Origin of the sequence: Vibrio sp. 10N.261.51.A3, assembly GCF_041471965.1 — a bacterium.
GTDB classification, from domain to species: Bacteria; Pseudomonadota; Gammaproteobacteria; order Enterobacterales; family Vibrionaceae; genus Vibrio; species Vibrio crassostreae_C.
The window spans coordinates 26,261-38,393 of record NZ_JBFRPK010000102.1; the positions used below are offsets into that span (position 1 = coordinate 26,261).

A 12,133-nucleotide genomic window follows, 5' to 3' on the forward strand; every position below is an offset into this window, starting at 1 on the left:
TTCTGTTGCTAATTAAAAATGGATTCTAGCACTGAATCACACTTCTTGCAGTCACTTTTTGTTCATAAACGTTAACGCTGTACAAAAATAAACCAGCCATAACTGGGGGCAGATGTGTAAAGATACTGATATCATTGCTTTTTTACAGACAAAAGGCAGAACCATGTCTCAATCAATTTGGCTCGCTATTGGGCTCGTACTTATTGTGGAAGGGCTCGGCCCCTTGATTGCACCCAATGGCTGGAGAAACATGGTCGCGCAACTGAGCGAGCAACCAGACACGCAACTGCGCCGCATTGGAGGCTGTCTTGTGGTGGCTGGAGCGGTTATCGCTTTCATGACCTACCGCTAGGTTTCTATAAGTAGAACGCTGTTAAGCGCCTTCCCTCGCGCCCCAATAGTGAATCCACAAACATGTCTCCTCCTGAAAGAAGTCATAGAAAACAAAAAGGCTCCCACAATGGGAGCCTTTTAAGTTTTAACGTATTTTGCTTATTAAGCTAAGCATTCGCTAACGCATCAGCTTATTTTGCTGGAGCGCCGCTTGCTTGATTCATGTATTGGAAGAAGTCAGTCTTCGGATCCAGTACTAGAATGTCGCTCTTATCGCTAAATGATGTCTCATAAGCTTGCAATGAACGCATGAAGCCGTAGAACTCAGGATCTTTGCTGAACGCATCAGAGTAGATCTTCGCTGCTTCTGCATCCGCATCACCACGAGTGATTCGAGCTGTACGGTCAGCTTCAGCAAGAACTGTTGCCACTTCTAGCTCAGCTTGAGCACGGATAACTTCCGCTTTCTCACGACCTTGAGAACGGTGTCTACGAGCAACCGATTCACGTTCTGCACGCATACGGCGGTAGATAGATTCACTGATTTCGTCAGGAAGGTTAATCTTCTTCATACGAAAATCAACAACTTCAACACCTAAATCAGCCATCGCACTTTCTGCCGTTCCAGACAAAACGTTTTCCATGATCTTATCGCGTTCGCCATCAACTTCTAGTGCTTCTGCAGCCGCTACCGTTGTGACGACTTCGCTATCAGCAGAGTCTGGCAGGATGTCCTTGTTGCGAGGGCCTGACACGATCTGCTTAATTTCACGAGAACCAATTTCAGAACGAAGAACATCTGTCACTTTACGCTCAAGAAGTGCTTCTGCCGTCATGATATTACCGCCACCGGTACTCAGATAGAAACGTCCAAAATCAGCAATACGCCATTTTGCGTAAGTATCAATTAGAACGTCTTTTTTCTCTGATGTTACGAAACGGTCAGAACGGCCATCCATCGTTTGAATACGAGCATCAAGTACTTTTACGCGATCAAACATCGGTAGTTTAAAGTGCAGACCTGGTTCATAGATTCGTGATACGCCGTTGTCATCGAGAACTCGACCAAAACGAATTACCATGCCACGCTCACCTTCTTGAATCACAAACACTGACATCAATAGAAGGGCAATCGTCACAACTAATACAGGGATCATTAATTTACGCATTATTAGTATCTCCCTTGGCGTGAACTGTCTGAACGAGTTTGAGTGCTAGGCTTTGGATCCGCTTGAGTTTCTAACTCAATTTGATCGTAAGTTGATGATGCTTTTGCAGGGCGAGAGCCCGACTGAGAACCACCTTGTGCGCCTAGCTTATCAATTGGTAGGTATAGCAAGTTACCGCTTGATTCAGAATCAATCAGGACTTTCGATGTGCTTGAGTACACTTTTTCCATTGTATCTAGGTACATACGGTTACGTGTTACTTCAGGAGCAGCTTGGTATTCAGGTAGCAGTTTCTCGAATTGAGCAACTTGACCTAGAGCACCATTAACTGTGCGCTCTGAGTAACCCACCGCTTCTTTCTTCAAACGCTCAGCACGACCTGTTGCTTTTGGAAGAATGTCATTTCGGTAAGCTTCAGCTTCACGTTCAAAACGCTCTTCATCCTCACGAGCCGCGATAGCATCATCAAATGCATCTTTCACTTGCTCAGGTGGACGTGCTGACTGGAAGTTCACGTCAACAATCAGAATACCCATGTCGTAGCTATCAATAATACGGTTCAACGTTTCTTGAGTGCTTTGACGAATCTGCTGACGACCACTTGTCAGGATACTATCCATTAGTGAGTCACCAATTACCGCACGAAGCGCAGAATCGGTTGCTTGGCGTAAACTGTCGTCTGCATTCGTTACACGATACAAGTACTTGTATGGGTCAGAAACACGGTATTGAACACCCATTTCAACGGTCACAACGTTTTCATCTTTCGTTAGCATCGTGCCAGCAGCACGTAGAGAACGAATCGCTTGAACGTTTACTAGTTGCTCATCACTGATTTCATCGATGAAGCGTGGGTGCCAGTTAAGACCAGGTTCTTCGATACGGTCGAACTGACCCAGTCGAAGTACTACTGCTCTTTCTGCTTCGCCAACAGTGTAGAAACCAGCGAAGAACCAGATAGCAATAGCAATAACGGCAATGACACCAAAGCCAATTGCACCGCCACCACCAATAGATGGTCCGTTGCCGTTGCCACCTTTTTTACCAAACTTGCCACCTAACTTTTGACTTAGTTTACTAAACACTTCGTCTAGATCTGGCGGTCCTTGATCTCGGCCGCCGCGATTATTTTTATTACCCCAAGGGTCATTATCGCGGCCGTTATTATCGCCGTTGTTGTTATTTCCAGGCTCATTCCACGCCATTAGAAAGCTCCATCATTTGATATGACGTTATACTGTAGCAGTCTCTTTGGTAACGATAAAGTCACCTAAGAGCGCCCCTTCTCTTTTTTCAAGTTTAGACCAATCTATTTGTTGCATTCGGATATCTATCAACAAGTTACCATTTTCATCATACTCTTCCTGTTGAATACATTTCATCTCGAAGAATAAGCTGCGAATACGGCCCTGATGTTGATGTGGAATACACAACCGGAATTGAACCATCTGGCTAGCTAAACGCTCAGTTAAAGCTTCAAACAGCAGTTCAATACCTTCTCCTTCCATTGCAGAAACCCAAACAGCGCGAGGTGCGCCCTCTTCGTCTCTTTCAATTCGAGGTTTTTGGTCTTCCATGCAGTCGATTTTGTTCATGACTACAAGGGTTGGCACTTCATGAGCATCGATTTCTTCTAATACTTCATGAACAGCCTGAATGTTCTCACGAAAACGGTCATCACTGGCATCAACAACATGTAACAAAATGTCAGCTTCCTGCGTCTCTTGTAATGTTGCCTTGAACGCAGCGACCAAGTCGTGTGGTAGATGACGGATAAAACCTACGGTATCTGCGAGAATTGCAGGCCCGACATCTGCCAAATCAATCTTACGTAGTGTTGGGTCTAGGGTTGCAAACAGTTGGTCTGCCGCATAAACACCAGCACTTGTGATGCGATTGAAAAGTGTTGATTTCCCTGCGTTGGTATAACCAACCAAAGAAATTGTTGGGATTTCAGCTCGATTACGAGCACGTCGTCCTTGTTCACGCTGTTTAGCAACTTTCGCTAAACGACGTAGTATTGCCTTTATACGGTCACGCAACAAACGTCGATCGGTTTCCAGTTGAGTTTCACCTGGACCACGAAGACCAATACCACCTTTCTGCCTTTCAAGGTGAGTCCAACCACGAATCAGTCGAGTAGAGATATGACGAAGCTGAGCGAGCTCAACTTGTAGCTTACCTTCATGAGTTCGCGCACGTTGTGCAAAAATATCTAAGATCAAACCCGTGCGATCAATCACACGACATTTACACAATTGCTCGAGGTTGCGCTCTTGGGCAGGAGAGAGGGAGTGGTTAAAAATCACAATTTCAGCACCGGTCAGCTGAACAGCTTGTGCGATTTCTAGGGCTTTACCTTCTCCAACGTAGTATTTAGGGAGTGGGGATTGTCGGCTACCAGTAATCACTTGTAGCGTTTCTACCCCCGCTGAGGAGACCAGCATTTCACATTCGCTTAGATCTTCCCATTCTCCCTCTTGCGTGAAGTTGATATGAACAAGTACGGCTCGCTCGCCGGATTCATAACGGTCAAACAAGCAACCAACTCCTTATTACAGCGCAAGCTGTACAAATTGAACGATTAATCTTCAGTCTTCTCTGGACGATCAGATGGCGTGCGTTGCTCGCCGCTGTGGTGACTAACTGCGCGAGCAGGTACCACAGTAGAAATCGCATGCTTGTAAACCATTTGGTTTACTGTGTTCTTCAATAAGATCACAAATTGATCGAAAGACTCGATCTGACCTTGCAGCTTAATGCCGTTAACAAGATAGATAGAGACTGGAATGCGCTCACGACGGAGTGCATTTAGGAATGGGTCTTGTAGCGATTGCCCCTTAGCCATTTTATTTTCCTTATTTGTATTTTGTTGTAATTATTTAGCTAGTGGTGCACAAAAAGGTGCGGCCTTTGCATCTGAGCTAAATGAATAAAAAAACTCCGTTGTTATTGAAAGGCTGTGATTTTTAAAAGCCTCAATAACGGATCCTTTCCAGAGTATATTCACGCAAAAGCGATCACATTATACACAGCAATACTAATCAGATGCTATTGCATCTGAAAGAGTTTCTAACGCTTGATCAATGTTTTCGCTATCTAACCAAGTTAAATCATCCCAACTGCGCAACCAGGTGATTTGTCGCTTGGCCAACTGACGGGTTGCACAGACACCACGGAAAACCGCTTCGTCTAAATCACAATTACCGTCTAAATAATCCCACATCTGCCTATAACCAACGCATCGGATCGATGGCAGTTCAGGGTGAAGATCTTCTCTGGCGTACAACGCCTTCATTTCATCTTCAAACCCAGCTTCTATCATCTTCTCGAAACGCAGCTCAATGCGGCGATGGAGTTCAGTCCTTTCCTTGGGAGCTATTGCAAATTGTTTTACACGAAATGGCAGGCTATCGCCTTTCGTTTGAGTTAGCTCTGTTAATGTTTTACCCGAAATTCGGTAAACTTCCAATGCCCTTGAAAGCCTTTGTGGATCATTTGGGTGTATTCTTTCAGCGGATACGGGATCTATCTCTCTTAATTGATCGTGCAATGCCTGCCAACCTTGTTCGATAGATTCCGCTTCAATCTGCTTACGAATCTCTTGATCCGCGGCTGGTAATGGCGATAAACCTTCCAACAATGCTTTGTAGTACAGCATTGTGCCACCAACAAGTAACGGGATTTTGCCTTCCGCTACAATCTTATTCATTTCATTGATCGCATCACGACGAAAATCTGCCGCAGAATACGCTTCGCTTGGATCCAAAATATCAATCAAGCGATGAGGCGCGAGCTCAAGCTCTTCCGCATCCGGTTTAGCGGTACCAATATCCATGTCTTTGTAGATCAATGCCGAATCGACGCTGATGATCTCTACAGGGTATTTCTGACGTAAGCGGATAGCTAAATCTGTTTTTCCTGACGCCGTTGGGCCCATTAAAAACAACGCTAAAGGTAATTTTTCAGTCATGATATTTTGTATTTGCTTCTCTGTTTTAGCGCTTTTTAGCAAAGGGCTTTGTGTCGCGACGTATTCAGCTAAAAAGACAAAGGTCGTCGCGAAAAAATTAAACCGTAAACGCGGCTATAGTCGCTGAAAAGTCGATAGGATTAACAAACTCTGGATCATCTAATGGAAGTAGACCATGCCAAAGTTGTTCTAGTTCCCCAACTAGTTGAACCGCTTCAGATAAAGTGTAGTCGCTTTTTACTTGTGCGGTTTGAATCCCGATCCAGTTAACCAAAGCTGACAACATGTCATTAGGTTGCTTCACTGCACCCTGGGCATTTATTGAAGCCGCGTAAGATAACAGATCTGGGATCAAAATTTGTAAGTTTTGCTGCCTTAAAGGAGAAGGCACGCCCATCACCATTACCGCCTCGCTGTTTCGCGCCTTAAGCTCAATCCCCAGTAATGCCAGAGTTTGACTCAGCGCCTTAGCAACTTCGACAAGTTCACTACCCAGCTTAATCGATAAAGGCACCAATAGTGGTTGGCTTTTTAACGCACCACCTCGAGTATCAAGCTGACCAACAACACGCAATAACTCAGCCTTAGCCAAGGAAACCAGCACACTGCCGTTCTTATTGCCCATTACCAGATACTGACGTTCCACAATCGAGACCGCTTTGCCCAAGTCCGTTACAGGTGCTCTTGGCTTTAAATGAACAGGATTCTGTTGAGCAGGCTTAGCTTCTTTATTTTCTTTATTTTCTTTATTTTCTAAGTTGTCTCTGGTTTCTACTGGTGCCACATGCTCTTGAGAAGATGAAGGCTGTACAACTTGATCATCAAAATCAGGCGTTTTCAAAAGCTCTTTATAGGCTTTCACTTCTCGCTTAGAGGGCGCGGGTTCACCATGATGTTGGTGTGGCTCTTTCTCTTTTTTAGGTTCAGGTCGAGACTCTATCCACTCTTGGCGAGAGGAACCGGTAAAACTGCTGTCACTAGTAGCCGAGCTTCGGCCAGCTAATGAACTTGGACTGGTTGATGAGCTTGGGCTAATTGATGAAACATAGTGTCGCACACCATCATTAACGCTGTGTTGAGGCTTATCAAAAGCGTGCTCTGATTCTGCTTTTCTCGGGTAGGCAGGCGTTTGCTCAATAGCGTGTCGCACCCTATCCGAAACTTGGGTTTGATCCGAACTGCTAGGCATTACGCTTTCTGGCTCAGCGAAACTTGCAACACCATCAACTGCAGAGCTCGTACTATCTTGCTGATGATGAATCACTTCTGACTGATGAAAAGCCGACTGATTGATTGGTGCAGCATCGATCTGCTTGCTCTGCGCTAAACCATCGCTCAATGCTTGGTAAATAAAGTCATGCACAAGGCGCGCTTGATGAAAACGCACTTCATGTTTTGCAGGGTGGACATTCACGTCCACCTGATGTGGGTCGAGTTCAATGAACAACACATACGTCGCGAATTGGTCTGGACGCAGGCTGGTTTCGTAGCTTTGACGAATCGCATGGTTGATCAGCTTGTCACGCATCATACGACCATTCACATAGCAGTATTGCAGGTCGCTTTGCTGTCTGGCCCCTTCAGGTGTGGTGATCCAGCCATGAAGTTTTAAGCCTTGGTGCTCAAGTTCGATCTTAAGCATATGGCGAACAAAAGGATTGCCACATACCGCAGCGATGCGCTTTTCTGCTTGAACTTCTGTCTTGGCAGCGCGGTACTGACGAATCATCTTGCCGTTATGACGAAGGTTGATCGTCACATCAAAGCGACTTAATGCAATACGCTTGAGCAACTCATCAATATGGGTGAATTCAGTCTTCTCGGTGCGTAAGAATTTGCGGCGCGCTGGTGTATTGAAGAACAGATCCAACACCTCAACCGAAGTACCAATTGGGTGTGCTGCTGGCTGCAGTTTTACCTGCATATCACGACCTTCACTGTGTGCTGCCCAAGCTTGATCTTGAATGGCAGGGCGTGAAGTCATGGTCAAGCGCGCAACCGAGCTAATACTCGCCAGCGCTTCACCACGGAAACCGAGGCTGACGATCGCCTCTAGGTCATCAAGAGTGTGGATTTTGGAGGTAGCATGACGACTCAGTGCCAAGGCAAGCTCATCTTTTACGATGCCTTTACCATTGTCACGAACGCGGATCATCTTGGCGCCACCTTTCTCGATATCAATATCGATACGTGTCGCACCAGAATCCAAACTGTTCTCAACCAACTCTTTTACAACAGAAGCGGGTCTTTCTACCACCTCACCCGCTGCGATTTGGTTAGCTAACCGAGCTGGCAGTATTTTGATCGTCATATTTATAGCTACCTTACTGCCATTGATGGAAACGCTGCTACGTTTGCACTAGTTCTTATTTTTTATCATTGATATACCTGAAGCTGTTTAGCATTCCCAAGACTACTTGTGAGGAATAATCAACACTTGGCCGATAGCTAGACTGTCAGATCTTAGCTTATTCGCTTGGCGAATGCTGTTGACGCTCACGCCGTATTTCGAAGCTATCTTGCCAAGGTAATCACCTCTTGCAACTTTGTGTTTGCGCAGAGGAACATCTTTAACTTCAACCGTAATACGTAACTTTTGGCCTACTCTCACCGTCTCTGATTTCAAACGGTTCTCACGTTTAATATCAGCCACCGACACTTTATAGCGGCTGGCGATCTTACCTAGGTACTCTCCAGACTTAACCGTGTGAGTGATGGTCTTCGTTTTAACCGCACTGCTTGATGATGAAGTTGAAGCACTGCCTGGAATCTTAAGTACTTGGCCAATTGCTAGGCTGCTCGATTTCAGATTGTTGAACTTCATCAACGTCTGTGTCGACGTACCATACTTGCTCGCAATCACAGACAAAGACTCACCACGAGAGACTTTATGTTGGCTCACGCTGCCCGTTGATGACGTTGCGTTAGACAAGATAATCCCTTCAGGCGGGTTAGCCTTCAAATACTTAACCACCGCTTTAGTCACTGCTCGTGCCAATTTATCTTGGTGCGAACGTTGGAAAAGAAGCTTCTCTTCCGTCGGATTCGAAATAAAACCTGTCTCTACCAGTACTGATGGGATCTGTGGTGAACGTAATACTGCTAAGCTGGTGTTAATCGGCTTGCTATTGTGCAGTTTCGCAACCTTACCCATTTCAGACAGAATTGCCGTTGCCAGTTTGTAGCCCTCTTTTTGAGAGTGGCTAAACTGCAAATCAAGCAGGGTTTGGTTTACGTTCTTATCATCAATATTGCTTGTGAACGCTGCACCGCTACCACCAAGCAATTCAGACTGTTTCTCTTTATTCTCAATCCAACGAGAGATCTCTGTATTTGCGCGTCGAGTGTTCAATACAAACACTGAACCACCTCTTGGTTGAGGCGTCGTAAAGGCGTCGGCGTGAATAGAGATCAACAGGTGAGCTTCATTCTCTCGAGCAATCGCAACACGTCGATTCAGGTTCACAAAGTAATCAGCATTACGAGTCATACGAGTTTTGATCCCCGGGACCGCATTCAGTTGAGCTGCTAACTTCTTAGAAATACTCAGAGTCGCGTCTTTTTCGTATTTACGCGTAGGACCAATCGAACCTGGGTCTTCACCACCGTGGCCAGGATCAATCACAATTAGAATATCTTTCTGGCGCTTAACCTGATTAATGTTCTTACTTACCGTTGGCTTACTCGGTGTCGATGTCGCTTTACTTGCCGCACCATGAGGTAAGTCGATCACCAAACGGTGTCCATACTGACCACCTGGGGTCGGGCTCAGTTTGAATAATTCGGCTTTAGACGACTGCTTTAACTCAAAAACCAAGCGATAGGTGTTTTTGTCTGGCGGTGAGCTCTTACGAATCTTAGATAGAACAGGGCTGTCTTTCACCTCGACCGGTAACTTAGTCGCAAGACTGGTATTTTTTAAATCAACCACTAAGCGACTCGGGCTACTCAGGGTGAAATAGCTAAAGTCCGCTTCTGATTTTAAGTCGATAACCACACGAGTTCCTTCTGGAGAAGGCCAAATCCTTAAACTTTTCAGTGAGTTTGCAGAAACAAGTGAAGAAAACAGTATAGAAAAAACAGCAGCCATCATGGCCACTGTTGAAATAAGGCGTTTAGAAATCAACATAACTCCAACTGACTAAGTAAGCGCTGTCCGTATTCACTATTAGCGGTTAAAGAAACAATACGGTGATCGTCTTGGTAACGAATATCAATATCCAAATCGGCTTCTGGTAGCATCCCATAACCTTTCTCAGGCCATTCAACCAAACAGATAGCATCCGGAGTAAAGTAGTCACGAATTCCCATAAACTCTAACTCTTCAGGATCGGCTAGGCGATAAAGGTCAAAGTGGTACACCTGCCAATCTGCAAGTTGATAAGGTTCAACTAGAGTATACGTTGGGCTTTTTACATTTCCTTGATGGCCAAGTGCTTTTACAAAGCCACGACTGAAAGTCGTTTTACCTGCGCCAAGATCACCATGCAGATAAATAGTCGTCTGCTGTGAGCAAAGATTAGAAAGCTCCGTTCCTAATTGAATCGTTGCTTGTTCATCTTTCAAAGTAAATTGTTTCGTGCTCATGAATACGTTCTCTAAAAATCGATCGTTGACTATATAAAAATCAAAAGAACAAGAATAGTAAACCGTGATGCTTTTGGGAGACAAGCACTCAAGTGTAAGTTCTATGAAAAATACTGCTCAAAACGCGTCTGTTCTGGTCAACACCACTAAGATCCGTTAAGATCCGCCCCCATTTTTGCCGAACCTAATTTTAATTAGCCTTATCTCTAATTGTAAAACAGAGAAAATAAGAAATAAGCCATGAATCTAGACCATCTTGCTGAAAAAATTAAAATCTGGGGAAAAGAGCTGGGCTTTCAAAAAGTTGGCATCTGCGATGTTGATTTAAGTGAACACGAAGCCCCTCTTCAAGCATGGCTAGATGCTGGCAACCACGGCGAAATGGATTGGATGGCTCGACATGGGATGATGCGTGCACGTCCTGATGAACTTCACCCAGGCACAATTCGAGTGATCAGCGCTCGAATGAACTACCTACCACCAGAAGCTCAGTTCGCCTCTAACCTAAGCGATACCACTCAAGGCTACATCAGCCGCTATTCTTTAGGCCGCGACTATCACAAATTGTTCCGTAACCAGTTGAAAAAGCTAGGACAAAGAATTGAAAAAGAGGTCGAGGGTTTAGACTCACGCCCTTTCGTCGATTCAGCGCCCATTTTGGAAAGACCACTCGCTCAAAAAGCAGGGTTGGGCTGGACAGGTAAACACTCATTAATTCTTGATAAAGACGCTGGCTCTTGGTTCTTTCTAGGGGAGCTGTTAGTTAACATCCCTCTTCCCACGGATGAACCCAGTGTTGATGAGTGCGGCAAATGCACCGCATGTATCACTTCTTGCCCAACGGGTGCCATTATTGCTGATGGCGTGGTTGATGCGCGCAAATGTATTTCGTACTTAACCATTGAATATGATGGTGTGATCCCTGAAGAGTATAGAGATGCCATTGGTAACCGTATCTACGGTTGCGATGATTGTCAGTTAGTTTGCCCGTGGAATCGTCATGCCGAACTCACAGAGCAAACAGACTTTCACCGCAGAGAAGATTTCCAAGAAGCCGATCTGGTTTCACTTTCAAGTTGGGACGAAGCAACCTTCCTAAAGAAAATGGAAGGCTCAGCAATCAGACGTATCGGCCACACCCAGTGGTTACGCAATATCTTTGTTGCGATGGGCAATGCACCATTTCAACAACGCATTATTGAAACCCTGGAGTCTCATCAAGGCAAAAACGAAATGCTTGATGTGCATATTGAGTGGGCTTTGAATAAACAACTACAGCAGTTACCCAACGCTAGCAGTGTGCAAGAAGATAGCTCTACGCAGAAAAATAGCTGTGTGCAAAAAAGTAACAGCAAAATCTCCACCAAAAAGCACAGACTGATACGTATAGTAGAGAAAGGACTACCAAGAGACGCCTAGCCCTTTTGGTATCAACGATTGACAGCGACACCCACATCGATAGTCCAATATTTAAGACAACTCGTTGCACATAATTTTAGAACAATGTTTGACCTTGTTCTCAATTCTAACAATGTGGAAAAAATTCAGAACTCTCGTAAACTTCCGACACCCGAGCAAAGTTAAACACAGTACCGATAAATGATTAAGATCAAAAAACAACAAGTTAACGATCTTTTATTAAATCCAAGATAGGCATCCAACTTGATAAAAAACAACAAGTTACGATCGCTGCAATTCATCTAATATATTGAAAACAAGAAAGATCTTTTAGGGATAGGTAAAGAATTAAGCCTGAAACAACTTTATCAACCAAGTTATCCACACCTAACATTTTGTGGATAAGTCTGTTTATAGATGTGAAAAACCTCAAGTATCTGCTTCAGAGACCTGATGTTTACTAGCATTCCAGTTGCTAAGAAAAATTTAAGACAAAAAAATATCCACCATGATGGAGGATTATTTGCTTTTTGGGGGGATTATGCTTCGCAGCATTAAAGAAAGAGCGTGACCCTTAAGGTCGTCTTTAAACTCTGTGATCTAAAGAAAAACACGGTGGTTTAAAGAGTCTTAATAGCTTTTTAGAAGAAAGCTGGAGCGATACATCGGGTTC

Annotated in this window: 10 protein-coding genes; 2 read left to right on the forward strand and 8 right to left on the reverse strand. The window is 44.6% G+C overall.

Annotated features, from left to right (window positions below; genetic code table 11):
• Nucleotides 1-163: 163 nt before the first annotated feature.
• The gene (locus tag AB4371_RS20900) at nucleotides 164-352 is read left to right on the forward strand and encodes a DUF2065 domain-containing protein (protein WP_010434105.1); all 189 of its coding nucleotides are present in this window, start codon (nucleotides 164-166) and stop codon (nucleotides 350-352) included.
• 172 nt (nucleotides 353-524) lie between these two features.
• Here the strand turns inward: AB4371_RS20900 and hflC are convergent, their stop codons facing one another.
• The 8 genes from hflC to tsaE all read right to left on the reverse strand — a co-directional run bounded on the left by hflC (nucleotide 525) and on the right by tsaE (nucleotide 10,062).
• Nucleotides 525-1,502 carry a protease modulator HflC gene (hflC, locus tag AB4371_RS20905; protein ID WP_017059930.1) on the reverse strand — a complete coding sequence of 326 codons (978 nt, stop codon included), beginning with the start codon at nucleotides 1,500-1,502 and terminating at the stop codon, nucleotides 525-527.
• Between the two features lie 2 nt (nucleotides 1,503-1,504).
• On the reverse strand, nucleotides 1,505-2,707 hold the full coding sequence (gene hflK, locus AB4371_RS20910; RefSeq protein WP_017067930.1) for an FtsH protease activity modulator HflK: 1,203 nt from the start codon (nucleotides 2,705-2,707) through the stop codon (nucleotides 1,505-1,507).
• A gap of 27 nt (nucleotides 2,708-2,734) precedes the next feature.
• Nucleotides 2,735-4,042 (reverse strand): ribosome rescue GTPase HflX, encoded by a 1,308-nt coding sequence (hflX, locus tag AB4371_RS20915; RefSeq protein WP_017059928.1) that lies wholly within the window; start codon nucleotides 4,040-4,042, stop codon nucleotides 2,735-2,737.
• Nucleotides 4,043-4,086: 44 nt separating this feature from the next.
• Nucleotides 4,087-4,350: an RNA chaperone Hfq gene (gene hfq, locus AB4371_RS20920; protein WP_017059927.1), complete on the reverse strand. Its 264-nt coding sequence runs from the start codon at nucleotides 4,348-4,350 to the stop codon at nucleotides 4,087-4,089.
• Nucleotides 4,351-4,542: 192 nt separating this feature from the next.
• Complete coding sequence (gene miaA / locus AB4371_RS20925; RefSeq protein WP_017059926.1) at nucleotides 4,543-5,475, reverse strand: tRNA (adenosine(37)-N6)-dimethylallyltransferase MiaA; 933 nt, start codon at nucleotides 5,473-5,475, stop codon at nucleotides 4,543-4,545.
• Nucleotides 5,476-5,572: 97 nt separating this feature from the next.
• On the reverse strand, nucleotides 5,573-7,786 hold the full coding sequence (mutL, locus tag AB4371_RS20930; protein ID WP_372150609.1) for a DNA mismatch repair endonuclease MutL: 2,214 nt from the start codon (nucleotides 7,784-7,786) through the stop codon (nucleotides 5,573-5,575).
• A 102-nt stretch (nucleotides 7,787-7,888) separates the two neighbouring features.
• Nucleotides 7,889-9,604 carry an N-acetylmuramoyl-L-alanine amidase gene (locus AB4371_RS20935; RefSeq protein ID WP_102398018.1) on the reverse strand — a complete coding sequence of 572 codons (1,716 nt, stop codon included), beginning with the start codon at nucleotides 9,602-9,604 and terminating at the stop codon, nucleotides 7,889-7,891.
• Complete coding sequence (gene tsaE, locus AB4371_RS20940) at nucleotides 9,598-10,062, reverse strand: tRNA (adenosine(37)-N6)-threonylcarbamoyltransferase complex ATPase subunit type 1 TsaE (protein WP_004735870.1); 465 nt, start codon at nucleotides 10,060-10,062, stop codon at nucleotides 9,598-9,600. Before tsaE ends, AB4371_RS20935 begins: the two co-directional genes overlap by 7 nt.
• Nucleotides 10,063-10,302: 240 nt before the next feature.
• Here tsaE and queG point away from each other — a divergent pair, with 240 nt between their 5' ends.
• Nucleotides 10,303-11,481 (forward strand): tRNA epoxyqueuosine(34) reductase QueG, encoded by a 1,179-nt coding sequence (queG, locus tag AB4371_RS20945; protein WP_017059922.1) that lies wholly within the window; start codon nucleotides 10,303-10,305, stop codon nucleotides 11,479-11,481.
• Nucleotides 11,482-12,133: the final 652 nt, after the last annotated feature.